The sequence below is a fragment of the Variovorax sp. JS1663 genome (assembly GCF_002157355.1).
In the GTDB taxonomy this organism is placed as follows: domain Bacteria; phylum Pseudomonadota; class Gammaproteobacteria; order Burkholderiales; family Burkholderiaceae_C; genus Variovorax.
The window spans coordinates 1-17,899 of record NZ_LYMK01000018.1 but is presented as its reverse complement, the minus strand read 5'-3'; the positions used below and the strand labels follow the sequence as shown (position 1 = coordinate 17,899).

Here is a 17,899-nt window from a genome sequence, read left to right as displayed (position 1 = left end):
TAGGCGGCGCCCGGCCTTTACACTTTGACGCCCTTCCGCGAGCCTGCCGCCATGACGCCTACCGTGCCCACCCTCTCCGCCGTCGAAACCCGCGTGCTCGGCGTCCTGGCCGAGAAGCAGCGCACCGTGCCCGACAGCTATCCGCTCAGCCTCAACGCGCTGGTGGCCGGCTGCAACCAGAAGACCAGCCGCAATCCCCTGATGGAGCTGTCCGACGCCGAGGTGCAGGCCGCCCTCGACAGCCTCAAGGGCTACAGCCTGGTCATGGAATCGAGCGGGAGCCGCGTCGCGCGCTACGAGCACAACGTCGAGCGGGTGCTGCGAGTGCCCTCGCAGTCGACCATCCTGCTGACCGTGCTCATGCTGCGCGGACCGCAGACCGCCGGCGAGCTGCGCATCGCCAGCGAGCGCATGCACAACTTCGCCGACATCTCCTCGGTCGAGGCCTTCCTCGACGAGCTGGCCGAGCGGCCGGCCGGTGCGCTGGTGGTGAAGCTCGCGCGCCTGCCGGGCGCGCGCGAAAGCCGCTGGATGCACCTGCTGTCCGGAGCGCCCGTGGAGCAGGTGTTCGAGGCAGCCGGTACGCCGAGCGCAGCACCGGCCGAGGCTTCGCTTGGCGAGGTGGCTGCGCTGAAGCTCAACGTGGCCCGGCTCGAGTCCGAGGTCGCGGCCCTCAAGGCGCTGACGGCGCGCATCTGCAGCGAGCTGGGCATCGAAGGCGCCGGCTGAAGAGGCTCAGGCCTCGTCGCGCACCACCGCGTCGGACGCCAGTGCCTCCTCCACCACCTCGCGCGTCAGCGACGGCGCGAAGGACTCGATGAAGGCATGCACATAGCCGCGCAGGTAGCTGCCGCGGCGCACTGCCAGCCGGGTCTGGTTGATGCCGAAGAGCGGCCCGGCGTCCAGAGCGCGCAGGTGCGTGTCGCGCTCGGCCTCGAAGGCGATACCGGCCACCACGCCCACGCCCATGCCCAGCTGCACGTAGGTCTTGATCACGTCGGCGTCCATCGCGGTCAGCACGATCTGGGGCGCGAGGCCCTGGTCCTCGAAGGCGCGGTCGATGCGGGTGCGGCCGGTGAAGCCGTTGTCGTAGGTGATCAGCGGATGCTCCGCCAGCGCCTCCAGCGAGAGCGGGCCGTCGAGCAGGGCATGCCCCGGCGGCACGACGACCGAATGCGTCCAGCGGTAGCAGGGCAGGGCGACGAGCTGCGCATAGTCGCCGAGCGCTTCGGTGGCGATGCCGACGTCGGCCTCGCCGTCCAGCAGCATCTGCGCGACCTGCTTGGGCGAGCCCTGGTGCAGGTGCAGGCTGACGTTGGGGAAGCGGCCGCGGAACTCCTGCACCGCCACCGGCAGCGCATAGCGCGCCTGCGTGTGCGTGGCGGCCACCGACAGGCGGCCGGTCTGCCGCGCCACGAATTCCTGGCCGGCGTGCCGCAGGTTGCTGCTCTCCTGCAGCATGCGCTCGATGATCGGCAGCACGTGGCCGCCGGGCTCGGTCAGGCCGGTAAGGCGCTTGCCGGCGCGCACGAAGAGTTCGATGCCCAGCTCTTCCTCGAGCTCGCGGATCTGCCGGCTCACGCCGGGCTGGGAGGTGTGAAGGGTGTGGGCAACCTCGGTGAGGTTGAAGCCGCAGCGCACGGCTTCGCGCACCGAGCGCAGTTGTTGGAAATTCATATGCTGCAACGGGAGACGGCGCCCGCAAGGGGCGTGGCAGGCCATTGTCCCCAGCAGCGACAGATGACGGAACGACCGAATTGTTGATTCCAAATAATCAAGTCATCTTTGCCGCTCCGTTCAGCCTTGTGCGGAGAAGCCCAGGTCGAAGGTCGCGCGCACGTCCAGCGGCTGCTTGATGAGCCCGACCTGCCGGTAGAAGTCCGCGGTGCCCTGCTGGTCGGCGACCACCTTGTGATCGATCGCCACCCACTTCTGCTGCCGCCGCTCGAACTGCAGCTTCGCGGCATCGGCCGGGATGCCGATGATGCGTGCCAGCGTGGCCGAGAAGGCGTCGACGTTGCGGTAGGACCAGCGCTGCGCCCGCACGACCCGCTGCAGGAAGTCCTGCAGCACCGGCCGCTTGGCGGCGATGGCCGCATCGGTGGCCGCGAGATAGCTCAGCCCGGGCAGCAGCCCGCGCCCGCTGGCCAGCACGCGGGCGTGGCCGCTGGTCTCGGCCAGCGCGGTGTAGGGCTCCCACGTGGCCCAGGCATCGACCGAGCCCTGCGTCAGCGCGAGCTTGGCATCCGCCGGTGCCAGGAAGCGCAGATTCACGTCCTCGGGCTGGAGGCCGGCCGCGGTGATCGCCTTGAGCGTGATGTAGTGGCCGATCGAGCCGCGGTTGGTGGCCACGCTCCTGCCCTTCAGGTCGGCCGCGCTCTTCAGTGTCGAGTCGGGCCGCACCAGCACCGCGGTGCCGTAGGAGTCGGAACGGTTGGCGCCAATGGCCTTGACGCGCGTGCCGGCGGCCAGCGCGAAGATCAGCGGTGCGTCGCCGATGGGGCCCGAGTCCACCGCCTGCGCGTTGAGCGCCTCGGCCAGCGGCGCGGCAGCCGGGAACTCGGACCACTGAATGTCGTAGCCCAGGCCTTCGAGTCCGCCCGCTGCCTCGAGCAGCGCGCGCAGGCCGCCCTTCTGGTCGCCGGCCTTGAGCAGGGGGCGCGATTGCGCATGCAGCGCGACGGCCGGCAGCGCCAGGCTGGCGGCGCCGGCGAGTGTGCGGGTGACGAAGACGCGTCGGGATGAAGAGGTCATGGAAAAGTCCCTGGGATGTGTGGAAAGAAAGCTGGGCTCAGTGCACGAAGCCGCCCTTGACGAAGCGCACCGGCTCCGCGTCCATCCGGGCGATCAGCGCGCTCAGCCCGTCGACCGCCGCCGCCGGCTTGCCGGGCGATGCCTCGGCGCGGCACAGCAAGTCCTCCTCGGACCAGCCGGCCTGGCCTGGCGCGTTGCGTGCGCGCAGCCAGCCTTCGCGATCGGCCAGCAATTGCACGCCGGCCAATTGCTCGGTGCCGGCGATCAGGGCGAAGGCTTGCCAGGCTTCGGCATCGGCGGTGCACCCGGCCGGCGGCGAGCCCGGCGTTTCGCCGGGCGGCCGCAGTCGCACCGTGACCAAGCGCGGGTCCTCGAGCGGCGCCGCCGTCGCGCCGGCCGCGACGATGCGCAGCCGTTGACCGCGCCAGCTGGCAAGCCCGCGCGGGGGCCGGTCCTCGCAGCGCACGGTCACATCGGGCAGCCCGATGGGCCGTGCCCACAGGCCCGTGGCCAGCAGGCTCTGGCCTGCGCCCAGGGCCTTCATGAAATCGATCAAGGCCCAGGCGTCCCGTTCGTCCAGCCGGTCGCGGAAGGCCGGCATGGTGGGCATGCCGCGGCGGTTCTGCATGCCATGGAGCACGCGCCACAGCAGATCGCCGTCGGCGCGATTCCACAGCAGGGGGCCACCGAAGCTCGGCGGCCACACCGCCTGCGCAGCCGCGAGCGGTCCCCGGCCGCGCCCGTCGGCGCCATGGCAGCTGACGCAATGCGACGCATAAAGTGCCTGGCCTCGCGCAATCGAGGCCGCGGTGAAGCCGCTGGGCGAGTGGTGGAAGCTGGTGGGATGCGCCGGCACCAGCAGCACCTGCGCATCGGGCCAGGGTGCCAGTGCAAGCAGCAGCGGCACGCAGGCAATCAACAGCAGCCGGCGGCGGCGCCAGAGCAGTGCCAGCAGCAGCACGATCAGCGCGGCGCACAGCACGCCCAGCGTGAGCGCCGCACGCCGCGCCTGGCCCAGGTCGATCAGCAGGTTCTCGCCCGACAGGCGCAGCGCCCAGGGCCAGGCAGGCTGGCCATGGCTCGTCGCCGCCAGGCCCAGCCAGGCCAGCAGCCGCAACAGGCCCAGTTGCGCCGCCTGCAGCAAGCCGATCAATGCGTTCAGCCACGGTGTGTCGGGGAGCAAGCTCACCAGCTCTCATCGAGCCCCAGATGCCGCAGCGCCTCGTGCCGCAGCGCGGCCAGGCGCGGGTCGCCCCGGTGCCGCGGATAGGGCAGGTCGACCGTGATCTGCGCCTTGATGCGCGCCGGCCGGTCGCTCAGCACGATCACGCGCTGGGCGAGGAAGAGCGCTTCCTCGACGTCGTGCGTGACCAGCAGCGCCGAGAAGCCCGCGCGCTGCCAGAGGTTGACCAGTTCGCTCTGCATCGCGATGCGCGTGAGCGAATCGAGTTTGCCCAGCGGCTCGTCGAGCACCAGCAGCCGCGGATCGTTGACCAGGGCGCGCGCCAGCGCCACGCGCTGTGCCATGCCGCCGGAGAGCTGGTGCGGAAAGTTCTTCGCGAACTCGGCCAGGCCCACCAATCGGAGCGCATCGTCCACGCGCGAGCGCTGTGACTTCAGCAGGCCGCGCGCCTGCAGGCCGAGCGCCACGTTGTCCCACACGTTGCGCCATGGGTAGAGGGTGGGGTCCTGGAACACGACGATGCGCGAGGGATCGGGCCGCGCGATGCGCTCGCCGTCCTGCGTGATGCTGCCGGTGGTGGCCGGCTCCAGGCCTGCCACCAGCCGCAGCAGCGTCGACTTGCCGCAGCCGCTGGGCCCCAGCAGCGCGACGAACTCGCCCGGCTGCACGCGCAGGTCGATGCCGTCGAGTACCTGGAGCACGCCGGTGGGCTGGCGGAACCAGTGGCCGACGTTGCACACCTCGATGTGCGCGCCGGCCGCCGCCGTCGTTGCCGTGCTTACCACTTGAGCGTCCCCTTCTGCCACGACAGCGCGCGGTCGCGCACCGTGAACAGCAGCGTGATCAGCCCCGAGCACAGCCCGGCCATCACCAGCAAGGCGGCGTACATGTTGGCGTAGGCAGCCCAGCCCTGGGCCCATTGCAGGTACCAGCCCAGGCCGGCCTTCACGCCCATCATTTCGGCCGTGACCAGCACGGAAAAAGAAGCGCCGAGCCCCATGAAGAGCCCGACGAAAACCTGCGGGAGCGCCGCCGGCACCGCCACGCGCAGGACCAGGAACCATTCGGGCGCGCCCAGCGTGCGTGCAACGTCGTAGTAGTTCTTGTTGACCGAAGCCACGCCCGACCAGCTCAGCACCGCCACCGGAAAGAAGGTCGCCAGTCCGATCAGGAACACCGCTGCCGCATAGCTCGAGGGCGCGAAGAAGAAGGCCAGCGGCAGCAGCGCCGAGGCCGGCACCGGGCCCAGGAAGCGCAGCAGCGGATGGACCCAGTAGCCCGCGACCCGCGACCAGCCGATCCACACGCCGGTCGCGAAACCGGCCAGCGCACCGAGCACGAAGCCGTGCGCCAGCAGGCGCGCCGAATGCGCGGTCGACAGGCCGAGCCGCTGCCAGTCCTCGTGCACCACGTCGATCAGGCTCTGCGGCGGCGCAAAGAAGGGCGGCGGCAACAGGCCCAGCTTGGCTGTGGCCACCTCCCACAGCGCGAGCAGCAACGGTGCTGCGACCAGCCACTGGCCGGCCGTGCGCAGGCCCCGGCCGATGCGCCCGGCGCGGGCGCCGAGCAGCGCGATCGCGAGCAGGAGCAGGGCCGCCACGATCGCCGCGCCGCCGAATTCGGTGGTGAAGTTCCAGTCGCTGAAGCCGATCTCCCGGTTGGGCCAGGCCAGCGTGATCGCGCCCAGCACCAACCAGGCGCCCGAGGCAGCGATACCGGTGCGCCAGGCATTGCCGGGCACCTGGGATGGCGAAGCCGCCGCCTGGCCGAGCGGCGCGGCCAGGGCCTGTTCAGCGGCGGTCGTCATGAGAGCACATCCACCGACACGTGGTTCGCCAGCCGCGCCGGGTCGGTGTTCTGCTTGAGCACGCCGACGGAGCGGAAATCGCGCGCGTAGAACTCCACCTCGTCGCGCAGGTTCCTGCCCACAGGGTGATGTCCGTGCGTCAGCGTTCCCAGCAGCGCCTGCAGGTCCTCGACCGCCACCTTGGGCGAGTACTTGGCAAACAGCTTGGCCGATTCGTTCGGGTTCTCGGCCACGAAGTCCGAGGCCTGGACGATGGCGCGCACCAGCGCCGCGACGACCGGCTTCTCCTTGCGTACCAGCTCGCCGCGGGCGCCGACGATGCAGCAGACCTTGTCCTTGTACTCGCCGGAAAGGTTGGTGGCGAGTTCCTGGTAGCGCCCCTTGTTGCGCTTCTCGATCAGGTAGAGCGTGGGGTCGCCGTCGGCGATCGCCTGGATCTCGCCCTTGTTGACTGCGATGTCCAGCAGGTCGGCCGGGTACTGGCGCCAGGCCACGTCGCGATCGGCGTCGATGCCATTCTTCTTGAGCAGGATCGAAAAGAAGTTCTTGCCCGGGCTCGCGATGTCGGAGACGCCGATGGTCTTGCCGTTGAGCTTCTGCAGGTCGGTGACGCCCGCTTCCTTGACGCCCACGAGGCGCACGCAGCCGCCATGCGAGCTGCCGACGATCTTGACGTCGAAGCCCGACTCCAGCGGCTTGAGCCAGCGGTGAATCATGCCCACCGCCGCATCCGCCTTGGCGGTGGCGAGCGATTCCAGCAACTGGTCGGTGGAGCCGGTGTAGTTGACCAGATCGACCTGCAGGCCGTTGCGCTCGAAGAAGCCGCGTTCCTGCGCCACCACGACGGGCGAGAGGCAGAAGGCGGTCGCGTTCCAGGCGAAGCTGAGCTTGCGCGGCTGCGACCAGGCGCGCGAGGCGAGCAGGCCGCCGGCAGCGACCACGGCCGCGGCGCTGCCGGCGCGCAGCACGCGGCGGCGCGAAGAAGAGGATGGGTTCATGGTGGACGTCGCGAGTTAAAGAAGCAGTTCGGGCTCGGCCTCCACCAAGCCTTCGTACAGGCTCTCGAAGGCATGCAGCGCGCCCTCGGGTCCGCCGATCTGGCCGTGGGTATGGCGCGCGGTCGCTGCGTCGATCGGCCGCGGCTTGCCGGCCGCCTCGGCCAGCAACTGCGTGTGGCAGGCGTTGTCGAGCGCGATGTACCACCAGGCCGCGGCTTCGACCGTGGGGCCGGCGGTCAGGATGCCGTGATTCTTGAGGATTGCGCCCTTGCGGTCGCCGAGCGAACGGGCGATGCGCAGGCCCTCGCTCTCGTCCACCACCATGCCGGTGAAGTCATCGAAGAGGGCGTGGTCTTCGTGGAACACGCAGGCGTCCTGGGTCAGCGCATCGAGCGGGCGGCCCAGCGTGGACCAGGCCTTGCCGTAGGTCGAGTGCGTGTGCGCCGCGGCGATGATCCTCGGGTTGTGCTCGTGGATTGCGGCGTGGATGGCGAAGGCCGCCTTGTTGAGCGGCCGGTCGCCGACCACGGTCTCGCCCCGGGCATTGACCAGCAGCAGGTCCGAGACCTTGATGCGCGAGAAGTGCACGCCCAGCGGGTTGACCCAGAAATGGTCGGTCAGCTCCGGGTCGCGCGCCGTGATGTGGCCTGCCAGGCCCTGCGCGAAGCCGAAGCGTGCGAACAGGCGGAAGGCGCCGGCCAGGCGCTCCTGGCGATGGCGGCGCTCCGCCCCGATGCTGGTGCGCGGCGCGGGCGGGTCGATCCAGAACTTCTGCTTCGGTTGCGGATTCAGCGGCAGCCGGCTGTGCGGCCGATCGAGGTCGAGAACGGCACTCATGCGGTGTTTCTTCCTGGCATGGGGGTGCATCGATGCGGTCAGGCGGCCTTCTTGCGTTGCGCGGCGACTTGCTGCGCAACGAGTTCGCGCGTGCGCGGGATCAGCTCGCGGCCATAGTCGATCGCGTCCTCGAGGGGATCGAAGCCGCGGATCAGGAAGGTGGTCACGCCCAGCGCGTGGTAGTCCAGCAGCGCATCGGCCACCTGCTCGGGCGTGCCGACCAGCGCGGTGCTGTTGGAGCGCCCGCCGGTCTCCTGCGCGATCGCGGTCCACAGGCGCTTGTCGAGGCGCGTGCCTTTCTCTGCGGCGGCCAGCAGGCGCCGCGCGCCTTCGCTCTGCAGCGGGCCGCCGCGGCTGTAGCCCTGCACCACGCGCAGGCGCCTGGTCTCGGCCAGGATGGCGTCGGCGCGTGCCCAGGCCTTCTCCTCGGTGTCGGCCAGGATGGGGCGGAACGAGACCGAGAAGCGGACGCTGCGCCCGTGCTTCGCCGCCTCGGCGCGCACGCGGCCGGTGAGCTCGCGCGCCTGCTCCAGCGATTCGCCCCACAGCGCGTAGACATCGGCATGCTTGCCGGCCACCGGGATCGCCGCCTCGGAGGCGCCGCCGAAATACACCGGCACGTGCGGCCGCCCGTTCTGCGTCTGCAGCGGCTTGACCTCCGAGAAGGCGCCCTGGAAGCGGTAGTGCGGGCCCTCGTGGTCAAAAGGCTTGTCGTGGGTCCAGACCTTGCGCAGCACCTCCAGGTATTCGTCGGTGCGCGCATAGCGCTGGTCGTGGTCCAGCCAGTCGCCGTCGCGCTTCTGCTCGTCGTCCGACCCGCCGGAGATGTAGTGCACGCCCAGGCGCCCGCCGCTGAACTGGTCGAGCGAGGCGAACTGGCGCGCCGCCAGCGTCGGTGCGACGAAGCCCGGGCGGTGCGCCAGCATGAAGTGGATGTGCTCGGTGACCGAGGCCGCGTAGGCCACGGTCAGCGTGGCGTCGGGGCTGACCGAGTGGTGCGGCACCAGCACGCGGTCGAAGCCGGCGGCCTCGTGCGCCTGCGCGAAGGCGCGCACGTAGTCGCGGTCGATCGCCGGGCCGCGTGCGGGATGGATCTCCGAGACCTTCTGGCCCTGGATCATGCCGATGAATTCGATGTCGCTGTCGCTCATGGATGGCTTTCCTGCAATGGGGAAATGAGGAGAGGGTCCGACCGTAATGCGCGGCGCGGCGCTTGCGAACGCAGGAATGCGAGTTTGGATATGCGGGATCCGTCCTTCCGCGCGTGCGTGGCGGGTCGTAAGGTGCCGGCCCATGAGTTCGCACGCCCTGCGCCGCCTGCCGGCCGACCCCGCTTCCGATGCCGCGCTCCTGGCGCGCCTCGCGCATCTCTTCGCCCAGGGCGCCGCCGACCATGACAGGAGCGGCGCCTTTCCGCGAGAGAACTTCATCGAGTTGCAGGCACAGGGGCTGATCGGCCTGGTCGCACCGCGCTCGCATGGCGGCGGCGGCGCCTCGCTGGCGGCTGCGCGGCGCGTGCTCGCAGCGGTGGCCTGGGGCGAGCCTGCCACCGCGCTGATCCTCACCATGAGCTGGCTGCAGCAGCATGCGATCGGCCGCATCGACTGCCGCTGGCCGGTGCCGCTGCGCGATCGCGTGCTGCGCGACGCGGTGCGCGAGGGCGCCCTCATCAACGCCTTGCGCGTGGAGCCCGCGCTGGGCTCGCCCGCGCGCGGCGGCCTGCCGGCCACGGTCGCGCGGCGCGAGGGCCAGCAGTGGAAGATCGACGGCCACAAGGTCTACACCACCGGCATCGAGGGGCTGACGTGGCTGGCCGTATGGGCCCGCACCGATGAGGCCGTTCCCCGCACGGGCTTCTTCCTCGTGCCGCGCAGCGCGGCCGGCATCCGCGTGGTGGCGAGCTGGGACCACCTGGGGCTGCGCGCCTCGGGCAGCCACGAGGTGCTGTTCGAGGACGTCGCGATCCCGCTGGACCATGCGGTGGACCTGCGCGCGCCGGCCGACTGGGCGCCCGATGCCGGCAGCCAGACCGACATCGATGCCCATGCCACCCAGCAGGCCTGGACGGTGGTGCTGCTGGGCACGCTCTACGACGCGGTGGCGCGGGCCGCACGCGACTGGCTGCTGGGCTTCCTGAACCGGCGCGCGCCGAGCTCGCTGGGCAGTTCGCTCGCGGCCCTGCCGCGCGTGCAGGAGCATCTGGGCGAGATCGAGGCGCTGCTGCGCGGCAATCGCGTGCTGCTCGACGATGCGGCCGCCCAGGTCGACGCGGGCCACGCGCCGGCCGCGAGCGACAGCGGCCTGCTGAAGTACAGCGTGACCTCGAACGCGATCCGCGCGGTCGAGCTGGCGCTGCAGCTCACCGGCAACCATGGCCTCGCGCGGCAGAACCCGCTGGAGCGGCATTACCGCGACGTGCTGTGCAGCCGCATCCACACGCCGCAGAACGATGCGATCCTGGTGGCCGCGGGCAAGGCTGCGCTGGGGCGTTCGGCATGAACGGGCGCCGTCTGTGCCTGAAACAGGGCGCGGCCCTGGCGCTTGGAGGCTTCATGAGCGGACTCGCGCCGGCGCAGGGCCGGGTGCCGCCGAACACCTCGCTGGTGCTCGGCGACCAGGCTGGCGGCCTGCGCGCGCTGTTCGAGGCTTCGCGCGCCCTCGAGGGTGCGCCCTTCGCCTGCCGCTGGGCCAATTTCCAGGGCGCGGCGCCGCTCTTCGAGGCGCAGCGCAGCGCGGCGGTGGACACCGCGATCGCCGGCGACCTGCCGGTGCTGGCCGCCGCGGTCGGCAAGACGCCGCTGAAGATCGTCGCCACCCGCGTCGGCAAGCCCGAGTCGCTGGGGATCGTGGTGCAGCCCGATTCGCCGCTGCGCCGCGTGGCAGACCTGCGCGGTCAGAGCATGGTCGTGTCCTCGGCGCGCGGCAGCATCTCCCAGTACCAGCTCTATGGCGCGCTCGAAGAGGCCGGCCTGAAGCGCGAGGAGGTCAACGTCCGCTTCGTGCTGCCCACCGATGCCGCGGCGGCCTTCGCCTCGCGCCAGATCGATGCCTGGGCCATCTTCGACCCCTACTACGCCATCGCGCTGCAGCAGGGCGCACGCATCCTGCGCGACGGCCGCGGCATCAACACCGCGCTCGCCTTCATCACCGCCAGCGAGCCGGCGCTGGCCGATGCCGGCAAGCGCGCGGCGATCGCCGATTTCCTGCAGCGCCTGGGCCGTGCCGGCGAATGGGCCCAGGCCAATGCCGAGGCCTACGCCAAGGTCTATGCCGAGCTCACGCGGCTGCCGCTGGAGACGGCGCGCACCATCACCGGCCGCGCCGCGGTGGCGGGGCGGCCGGTCAACGAGGCCGACATCGCCGCGCTGCAAACCGTGGCCGATCGCTCGGCGCGTGACGGCATCCTGCCGGTGCGGGTGGATGTGCGCGCGATCACCGACGCGCAGGCGTGGAGGGCTGCCGCGTGAGCGGGTGGGCGCCGCTGCGCGAGTTCGTGGTCGATTTCGGCCATTTGCTCGACACCCGTCCCGACGAGCCGCGCATCCTGTCGGAGGGCGGCGCGCTGTTGCGCCGGCTTGTGGCGCGCGACGGCTGGCTGCCCGACGCGTATGCGCAGCCGCATCCCGAGCGCTACCAGCAGTTCCTGCTGCATGCCGATTCGACCGAGCGCTTTTCGGTCGTCAGCTTCGTCTGGGGACCGGCCCAGGCGACGCCGGTGCATGACCACACCGTGTGGGGCCTGATCGGCATGCTGCGCGGCGCCGAATACAGCCAGGCTTACCGCGAGCGCGACGGCGCCCTGCATCCCGAAGGCGAGGCCCTGTGGCTTGCCCCGGGCGAGGTGGAGGCGGTGTCGCCCGCCATCGGCGACGTGCACCGCGTGCGCAACGCCTACGACGACCGCGTCTCCATCAGCATCCACGTCTACGGCGCCAACATCGGCGCGGTGCGGCGTCATACTTATCCGCCGGGCGGCGGGCGCAAGCCTTTCGTGTCCGGCTATTCGAATACGCAACTGCCCGATCTCTGGGACCGATCCGCCGAACTGCGCCCTTCATGACCGCCAAGCTCTCCTTTGCCGATGTCCGCGCCCACTTGCTCGCGGGCGACGAGATCGCCCTCGTCGATGTGCGCGAGGAACACCCCTTTGCCCAGGCCCATCCGCTGTGGGCCGCCAACCTGCCGCTGGCGCGCATCGAACTCGACGCCTGGCGGCGGATCCCTCGGCGCGACACGCTGATCGTGGTCTACGGCGAACACGAGGGCGCCGACCTGGCGCCGCTCGCGACTGAACGCCTCGCGACGCTGGGCTACACGCGCGTGCACCTGCTCGACGGCGGGCTGGAGGGATGGCGCCAGGCCGGCGGCGAGCTGTTCCGCGACGTCAACGTGCCGAGCAAGGCCTTCGGCGAGCTGGTCGAGCACGAGCGCCACACGCCGTCCCTGCCGGCCGAGGAAGTGAAGGCGCTGATCGACTCGAAGGCCGACGTGGTCGTGCTGGACGCGCGCCGCTTCGACGAATACCAAACCATGAGCATCCCCGGCGCGACCAGTGTGCCCGGGGCCGAGCTGGCGCTGCGGGTGCGCGAGCTGGCGCCCGATCCGGCCACGCGCGTCATCGTCAACTGTGCCGGCCGCACGCGCAGCATCATCGGCACCCAGTCGCTGGTGAACGCCGGCATTCCGAACCCGGTGGCGGCGCTGCGCAACGGGACCATCGGCTGGAAGTTGGCCGGGCAGGTGCTGGACCATGGCGCCTCGCGCCGTGCGCCCGAGGTGGGCGAAGCGCATCGCGCGGAGGCCCGCACGGCGGCCGAGGCGGTGGCGCGCCGCGCCGGCGTGCGCTGGATCGAAGCCGAGGCGATCGATGCGCTCGAAGCGCCGGGCCGCACCGTCTACCGCTTCGACGTGCGCACGCCCGAGGAATACGAAGCCGGCCACCTGCCCCGCTTCGCGAACGTGCCCGGCGGCCAGCTGGTGCAGGAGACCGATCACAGCGTGCCGGTGCGTGGCGCCCGCATCGTGCTGGCGGACGACGATGGCGTTCGCGCGCCGATGACGGCTTCCTGGCTGGCGCAGATGGGCTGGGAGGTCTACGTGCTCGCCCCGCAGCCGGCGTTGGCGTACAGCGAGCGCGGTGCCACGCTGGCCGCGCAGCCCGCCACGCCGGCCACGGGTCGCTACCGCCGGCCGTACGAAGGCACCGATGCCCCGGCCGAGGCGATGCAGGCCTACCTGGATTGGGAATTCGGGCTGATCGCTCAACTGGGGCGGGACGGGACCCACGGGTTCAAGGTTCTCTAGAGCCGGGCTCGCGCGTGCTGGGCATGGCCAGGCTGGTGGGGCAGGCGCAAGCCATCATCGAGGAATCCGGCGACCCCACGGGGTTCAAGGCCGCCGAATGGGTGGCCCGGTGGCTGGCCCGCCCGGCGGGTGCGCTCGGAGGACGGCGGCCCGGCGAACTCATGGGAACCCCCGTGGTCTATTGCGCCAGCTCGGCAGCGCTCGCGTGCCTGGAAGCAGTCGTGCACCTCGACCTGGCCGGTTTTCCCCTGAACCGCTTTCTGGTGGCCGTCGACGTGCCCGACAAGGTCTGGGCCGCGCGCGAGGAGCGGCCGCCGCAGGCGCTGCCCGTGGGCTGGAGCGCCATCCCCGAAGGCGGGGTCTCGGTGGATGCGGGCCAGAAGTGGCTCTCCGGCCTCGGCTCGGCGCTGCTGCTGGTCCCGTCGGTGATCGTTCCCGAGGAGTTCAACATCCTCGTGAACCCCCGGCATCCGGACGCGCGCGGCATCGTGGCAACCAAGCTCAGGCCCTGGTTCTTCGGCCAGCGCCTGGGCAACGGACGGCGGCGCTGAGGTCCGCGTGGGGTCAAGCCGCAGCTTGCGGGCCCGGCTTCCGCACCGCACTAGACTACCCGCCATCAGGAGCACCCCACATGCCAGCCAATCCCCAGGCGCTCACCGAAGCGCTCAAGACCGTCCTCGACCCGAACACCGGCAAAGACTTCGTCAGCACCAAGGCGCTGAAGAACCTGCAGATCCATGAAGGCGAGGTGTCCTTCGACATCGAGCTCGGCTATCCCGCGAAGAGCCAGGCCCCGGCGCTGCGCAAGGCGCTGGTGGCGGCCGCGAAGACCGTGCCGGGCGTCGACAACGTCTCGGCCAACATCACGACCAAGGTCATCAGCCATGCCGTGCAGCGCGGCGTGCAGCTGATGCCCAACGTCAAGAACATCATCGCCGTGGCTTCCGGCAAGGGCGGCGTGGGCAAGAGCACCACCGCCGCCAACCTCGCGCTCGCGCTGGCCGCCGAGGGCGCCCGGGTGGGCCTGCTGGACGCCGACATCTACGGCCCCAGCCAGCCGATGATGCTGGGCATCTCGCGCCGTCCCGAGAGCGAGGACGGCAAGACCATGGAGCCGCTGGAGAACCACGGCGTGCAGGTGATGTCCATCGGCTTCCTGGTCGACCAGGACGAGGCCATGATCTGGCGCGGCCCCATGGCCACCCAGGCGCTGGAGCAGCTGCTGCGCCAGACCAACTGGAAGGACCTGGACTACCTGATCGTCGACATGCCGCCCGGCACCGGCGACATCCAGCTCACGCTCTCGCAGCGCGTGCCGATGACCGGCGCGGTGATCGTGACCACGCCGCAGGACATCGCGCTGCTCGACGCCAGGAAGGGCATCAAGATGTTCGAGAAGGTGGGCGTGCCCATCCTCGGCATCGTCGAGAACATGGCGGTGCACGTGTGCTCCAACTGCGGCCACGTGGAGCACATCTTCGGCGCCGAAGGCGGCAAGAAGATGGCGGCGCAGTACGACATGGAATACCTCGGCGCGCTGCCGCTGGACATCAACATCCGGCTGCAGGCCGACAGCGGCAAGCCGACGGTGGTGGCCGATCCCGACGGCGAGGTCGCCGGCATCTACAAGGCGGTCGCGCGCCGCGTGGCCGTGGGCATCGCCGAGAAGGCGAAGGATTTCTCCGCCAGGTTCCCCACCATCACCGTCAGCAAGAACACCTGATCCGATGAACCTGCTCGCCTCGATGCGCTACCTCGTCGCGTTGAGCGAGCACCGCCATTTCGGCCGCGCCGCGCAGGCCTGCCACATCACGCAGCCGGCCCTTTCCAATGCGCTGCGCGCGCTGGAAGAAGAGTTCGGCGTGGTGATCGCCAAGCGCGGCCGCGCCTACGCCGGTCTTACGCACGAGGGCGAGGCGGTGCTGGCCGCGGCGCACCGCATGCTGCACGAGAACGAGGTGCTGCAGCAACTGCTCAAGAGCGAGGCCGACCGCCCGCGCGGCCACCTGCGCATGGCGGCCGTGCCCACCGCGATCCCGATCCTCACGCGCTTCGCCGGGCGGCTGCAGGCGCTTCATCCGGGCATCTCGCCGAGCGTGCTGTCGATGAGCTCGCTCGAGCTCGAGACCGGGCTGGAGAGCCTCTCGCTGGACATCGCGCTCGGCTACACCGAGCGCATGCACGTGCGCGAGGTCAAGCTCACCGCCTGGCCGCAGAGCATCGAGCACTACTTCCTGGTGCGCCGCTGCGCGCAGGCCCAGGCGCTTCGGATCGGCGAGCCGATCGGCTGGGCCGAGGCGGGCCGGCTGCCGCTGTGCCTGCTGACGCCGGAGATGCACAACCGCTCCATCATCGACCAGGCCTTCACGACGGCGGGCGTGACGGTGACACCCGCGATCGAGACCAATTCGGTGCTGACCCTGGCCCTCAGCGTGGGCGCCGGGAGCGTGTGCGCCGTGCTCCCCGGCGCCATGGTCGATGCGATCCGCAGCCATGGCCAGCTGGAGGCGCTGCCGCTGGTGGCGCCGGAAGTGCGCACGCCGATCGGCTTCATGACGCAGACGGCGGTGCGGCCCTCGCGGGCGCTGGAGGCAGCGCTGGCGCTGATCCAGAGCCCCGAATGGCAGCAGGAAGTCGCGGCGCACAGCGGGGCGCTGCGCCCCTGACCGGCAGCCGTGTGGGCCGCCTCATTTCTTTTTTGAATCGCTCGATATCCTGATTCAATTTGCCGAAAGTGGCCAAGCGCGCCACAGTCCGGCAAGTACACCCAGTCCGTCCCCACGGCCCAGGCAATGAATTCTCCGAACATCGAGGCGATCCCGCTCGCCACTCCCGACCAACTGCGTGAGCGCATCCGCCGCAAAAGCAAGCTCAAGGGTCGCCAGCCGGAGGCGCTGGCGTTGCAGGAGGTGGGCGTGCTCCTCGGCCCGCGGCCTGAAGAGGGCTGGCCGCGCGACCTGCTGATCGAGCACCTGCACAAGCTCAATGACGCGTACCGTGGCTTGCACGAGCGCCACCTGGTCGCCCTGGCCTCCCTGACGAACATCCCGATGGCCGAGGTCTACGAGGTCGCGACCTTCTACCACCACTTCGAGATCCTGCGCGGCGACGCGCAGGCGCCCGGCCTCACGGTGCGCGTGTGCGATGGCCTGGCCTGCGAGCTGGCCGGCGCGCAGAACCTGCTGGCCCGGCTGCCGGCGCTGCTGGGTGTGGCGGGCCGCGAGGACGTGCGCGTGATCGCCGCCCCCTGCATCGGCCGCTGCGAGCAGGCGCCGGCGGTCGCTGTGCACCAGCGTGCCGTGCCGCTGGCCGATGCGGACAAGGTGATGCAGGCGCTGGAGGCCGAAGCGCCGGTGCGCGTCATCGCGGACTTCGATCCGGCGGCCCTGGCCGAACGCAGCGTCTCCCCGTCGCCTGAGGCCATCGAGGTCCTGCCCCCGTACACCGACTACGCCACCTACCGCGCCAACGGCGGCTATGCGCTCGCGGCCGCCGTGGTCAACGGCGAGCACGATGCCGACGAGGTGATCCGCGCGATGGAGGACTCCGGCCTGCGCGGCCTCGGCGGCGCGGGCTTCCCGGCCGGGCGCAAGTGGCGCATCGTGCGTGAGCAGCCGGCCCCGCGCCTGATGGCGGTGAACATCGACGAGGGCGAGCCCGGCACCTTCAAGGACCGCACCTACCTCGAGCGCGATCCGCACCGCTTCCTCGAGGGCCTGCTGATCGCGGCCCAGGTGGTCGGCACCGAGGCCTGCTACATCTACCTGCGGGACGAATACCACGACTGCCGCGCGCTGCTCGAAGCCGAGCTCGCGAAGCTGAAGGCCGATCCGCCCTGCGCGCTGCCGCGCATCGAGCTGCGGCGCGGCGCCGGTGCCTACATCTGCGGCGAGGAGTCCGCGATGATCGAGAGCATCGAGGGCAAGCGCGGCGAGCCGCGCATGCGTCCGCCCTACATCGCCCAGGTCGGCCTGTTCGGCCGGCCCACGCTGGAGCACAACTTCGAGACGCTCTACTGGGTGCGCGACATCGTCCTGCGCGGCCCGCAGTGGTTCAGCGGCTTCGGCCGGCACGGCCGCAAGGGCCTGCGCAGCTTCAGCGTGAGCGGGCGAGTGAAGAAACCGGGCGTCAAGCTCGCGCCGGCCGGCATCACGGTGCGGGAGCTGATCGACGAATACTGCGGCGGCATGCTGGAAGGGCACGAGCTCTACGCCTACCTCCCCGGCGGCGCCTCGGGCGGCATCCTCCCGGCGCGCATGGGCGACATCCCGCTGGACTTCGACACTCTGCAGCCCCACGGCTGCTTCATCGGCTCGGCCGCGGTGATGGTGCTGAGCCGGCATGACCGCGCACGCGACGCCGCGCGCAACGTGATGCGCTTCTTCGAGCACGAGAGCTGCGGCCAGTGCACGCCCTGCCGCGTGGGCACGGCCAAGGCGGCGGCGCTGATGGAGGCGCCGGTGTGGGACCAGGCCACGCTGGAAGACCTGGCGCAGGTCATGGGCGACGCCTCGATCTGCGGGCTGGGGCAGGCCGCGCCCAATCCGATCCGTTGCATCCAGAAGTACTTTCCCGAGGAGATCCAATGAACGCGCCGGCCAAGCTCGCCGAACTGGTGCCGCAGACGGTCGAGTTCACGCTCGACGGGCGCGCGGTCCAGGCCTTCGAGGGCGAGAGCATCCTGCGGGCCGCCGAGCGGCACGGTGTCGAGATCCCCCGGCTTTGCTACAAGGATGGCCTGCGGCCCGACGGCAACTGCCGCTCCTGCGTGGTAGAGATCAACGGCGAGCGCACCCTGGCGCCGAGTTGCTGCCGCAGCGTGACGGCCGGCATGGAGGTCCAGGCGACCAGCGAGCGCGCGCTGAAGAGCCAGCGGATGGTGGTGGAGATGCTGCTGTCCGACATGCCTGAGCAGGGGTACAAGTGGAACGATGGGGCAGTGGCCAGCGCTGCGTGCCCCCACCCCAACCCTCCCCCAGAGGGGGAGGGTTGGGGTGGGGGCACGCAGCGCTGGCC

17 protein-coding genes and 1 pseudogene are annotated in these 17,899 nt (G+C 70.7%); 10 read left to right on the top strand and 8 right to left on the bottom strand.

The window, feature by feature from the left end; translation table 11 throughout:
- The first annotated feature begins 51 nt into the window (after positions 1-51).
- Positions 52-729, top strand: coding sequence for a YceH family protein (locus A8M77_RS16465; protein WP_086922686.1), 678 nt, complete (start codon positions 52-54; stop codon positions 727-729).
- Positions 730-735: 6 nt separating this feature from the next.
- Here the strand turns inward: A8M77_RS16465 and A8M77_RS16460 are convergent, their stop codons facing one another.
- The 8 genes from A8M77_RS16460 to A8M77_RS16425 form a co-directional block, all read right to left on the bottom strand.
- Complete coding sequence (locus A8M77_RS16460; RefSeq protein WP_086922592.1) at positions 736-1,677, bottom strand: CysB family HTH-type transcriptional regulator; 942 nt, start codon at positions 1,675-1,677, stop codon at positions 736-738.
- Between the two features lie 120 nt (positions 1,678-1,797).
- Positions 1,798-2,754 carry an ABC transporter substrate-binding protein gene (locus A8M77_RS16455; protein ID WP_086922591.1) on the bottom strand — a complete coding sequence of 319 codons (957 nt, stop codon included), beginning with the start codon at positions 2,752-2,754 and terminating at the stop codon, positions 1,798-1,800.
- 37 nt (positions 2,755-2,791) lie between these two features.
- The gene (locus A8M77_RS16450) at positions 2,792-3,943 is read right to left on the bottom strand and encodes a c-type cytochrome (RefSeq protein ID WP_086922590.1); all 1,152 of its coding nucleotides are present in this window, start codon (positions 3,941-3,943) and stop codon (positions 2,792-2,794) included.
- Positions 3,940-4,722 carry an ABC transporter ATP-binding protein gene (locus A8M77_RS16445; RefSeq protein WP_086922589.1) on the bottom strand — a complete coding sequence of 261 codons (783 nt, stop codon included), beginning with the start codon at positions 4,720-4,722 and terminating at the stop codon, positions 3,940-3,942. Before A8M77_RS16445 ends, A8M77_RS16450 begins: the two co-directional genes overlap by 4 nt.
- Positions 4,716-5,744, bottom strand: coding sequence for an ABC transporter permease (locus A8M77_RS16440; RefSeq protein WP_086922588.1), 1,029 nt, complete (start codon positions 5,742-5,744; stop codon positions 4,716-4,718). Before A8M77_RS16440 ends, A8M77_RS16445 begins: the two co-directional genes overlap by 7 nt.
- Positions 5,741-6,742, bottom strand: coding sequence for an ABC transporter substrate-binding protein (locus tag A8M77_RS16435; RefSeq protein WP_086922587.1), 1,002 nt, complete (start codon positions 6,740-6,742; stop codon positions 5,741-5,743). The genes A8M77_RS16440 and A8M77_RS16435 overlap by 4 nt, the downstream gene beginning before the upstream one ends.
- Positions 6,743-6,757: 15 nt before the next feature.
- On the bottom strand, positions 6,758-7,579 hold the full coding sequence (locus A8M77_RS16430) for a class II aldolase/adducin family protein (RefSeq protein WP_086922586.1): 822 nt from the start codon (positions 7,577-7,579) through the stop codon (positions 6,758-6,760).
- Between the two features lie 38 nt (positions 7,580-7,617).
- A complete protein-coding gene (locus tag A8M77_RS16425) occupies positions 7,618-8,730 on the bottom strand; it encodes an LLM class flavin-dependent oxidoreductase (RefSeq protein ID WP_086922585.1) in 1,113 nt (370 codons plus the stop codon).
- 142 nt (positions 8,731-8,872) lie between these two features.
- On the opposite strand from A8M77_RS16425, the gene A8M77_RS16420 reads away from it, so the two are divergent.
- The 9 genes and pseudogenes from A8M77_RS16420 to A8M77_RS16380 form a co-directional block, all read left to right on the top strand.
- Complete coding sequence (locus tag A8M77_RS16420; RefSeq protein WP_086922584.1) at positions 8,873-10,078, top strand: acyl-CoA dehydrogenase family protein; 1,206 nt, start codon at positions 8,873-8,875, stop codon at positions 10,076-10,078.
- Entirely contained in the window at positions 10,075-11,046 is a 972-nt protein-coding gene (locus tag A8M77_RS16415) for an ABC transporter substrate-binding protein (RefSeq protein ID WP_086922583.1), read from the top strand. Before A8M77_RS16420 ends, A8M77_RS16415 begins: the two co-directional genes overlap by 4 nt.
- The gene (locus A8M77_RS16410) at positions 11,043-11,639 is read left to right on the top strand and encodes a cysteine dioxygenase (RefSeq protein WP_086922582.1); all 597 of its coding nucleotides are present in this window, start codon (positions 11,043-11,045) and stop codon (positions 11,637-11,639) included. Before A8M77_RS16415 ends, A8M77_RS16410 begins: the two co-directional genes overlap by 4 nt.
- Positions 11,636-12,745 (top strand): annotated as a pseudogene (locus A8M77_RS16405) (rhodanese-like domain-containing protein); the annotation flags it as partial. The gene A8M77_RS16410 and the pseudogene A8M77_RS16405, both read left to right, overlap by 4 nt.
- 161 nt (positions 12,746-12,906) lie before the next feature.
- Positions 12,907-13,434, top strand: a complete 528-nt coding sequence (locus tag A8M77_RS16400; protein WP_086922685.1) for an RES domain-containing protein — start codon at positions 12,907-12,909, stop codon at positions 13,432-13,434.
- A gap of 80 nt (positions 13,435-13,514) precedes the next feature.
- On the top strand, positions 13,515-14,606 hold the full coding sequence (gene apbC / locus A8M77_RS16395) for an iron-sulfur cluster carrier protein ApbC (protein WP_086922580.1): 1,092 nt from the start codon (positions 13,515-13,517) through the stop codon (positions 14,604-14,606).
- Positions 14,607-14,610: 4 nt separating this feature from the next.
- On the top strand, positions 14,611-15,549 hold the full coding sequence (locus tag A8M77_RS16390) for a LysR substrate-binding domain-containing protein (RefSeq protein ID WP_086922579.1): 939 nt from the start codon (positions 14,611-14,613) through the stop codon (positions 15,547-15,549).
- 126 nt (positions 15,550-15,675) lie between these two features.
- On the top strand, positions 15,676-17,472 hold the full coding sequence (locus tag A8M77_RS16385) for an NADH-ubiquinone oxidoreductase-F iron-sulfur binding region domain-containing protein (RefSeq protein ID WP_086922578.1): 1,797 nt from the start codon (positions 15,676-15,678) through the stop codon (positions 17,470-17,472).
- The coding region (locus A8M77_RS16380; RefSeq protein WP_143694632.1) for a 2Fe-2S iron-sulfur cluster-binding protein at positions 17,469-17,899 on the top strand (431 nt) is incomplete at its 3' end. The genes A8M77_RS16385 and A8M77_RS16380, both read left to right, overlap by 4 nt.

Bases quoted from the DNA above. Each gene is read 5' to 3' on its own strand.
- A8M77_RS16465 (WP_086922686.1), top strand. From the start codon at position 52: ATGACGCCTACCGTGCCCACCCTCTCCGCCGTCGAAACCCGCGTGCTC.
- A8M77_RS16460 (WP_086922592.1), bottom strand. From the start codon at position 1,677: ATGAATTTCCAACAACTGCGCTCGGTGCGCGAAGCCGTGCGCTGCGGC.
- A8M77_RS16455 (WP_086922591.1), bottom strand. From the start codon at position 2,754: ATGACCTCTTCATCCCGACGCGTCTTCGTCACCCGCACACTCGCCGGC.
- A8M77_RS16440 (WP_086922588.1), bottom strand. From the start codon at position 5,744: ATGACGACCGCCGCTGAACAGGCCCTGGCCGCGCCGCTCGGCCAGGCG.
- A8M77_RS16435 (WP_086922587.1), bottom strand. From the start codon at position 6,742: ATGAACCCATCCTCTTCTTCGCGCCGCCGCGTGCTGCGCGCCGGCAGC.
- A8M77_RS16430 (WP_086922586.1), bottom strand. From the start codon at position 7,579: ATGAGTGCCGTTCTCGACCTCGATCGGCCGCACAGCCGGCTGCCGCTG.
- A8M77_RS16425 (WP_086922585.1), bottom strand. From the start codon at position 8,730: ATGAGCGACAGCGACATCGAATTCATCGGCATGATCCAGGGCCAGAAG.
- A8M77_RS16420 (WP_086922584.1), top strand. From the start codon at position 8,873: ATGAGTTCGCACGCCCTGCGCCGCCTGCCGGCCGACCCCGCTTCCGAT.
- A8M77_RS16415 (WP_086922583.1), top strand. From the start codon at position 10,075: ATGAACGGGCGCCGTCTGTGCCTGAAACAGGGCGCGGCCCTGGCGCTT.
- A8M77_RS16400 (WP_086922685.1), top strand. From the start codon at position 12,907: ATGGCCAGGCTGGTGGGGCAGGCGCAAGCCATCATCGAGGAATCCGGC.
- apbC (WP_086922580.1), top strand. From the start codon at position 13,515: ATGCCAGCCAATCCCCAGGCGCTCACCGAAGCGCTCAAGACCGTCCTC.
- A8M77_RS16390 (WP_086922579.1), top strand. From the start codon at position 14,611: ATGAACCTGCTCGCCTCGATGCGCTACCTCGTCGCGTTGAGCGAGCAC.
- A8M77_RS16385 (WP_086922578.1), top strand. From the start codon at position 15,676: ATGAATTCTCCGAACATCGAGGCGATCCCGCTCGCCACTCCCGACCAA.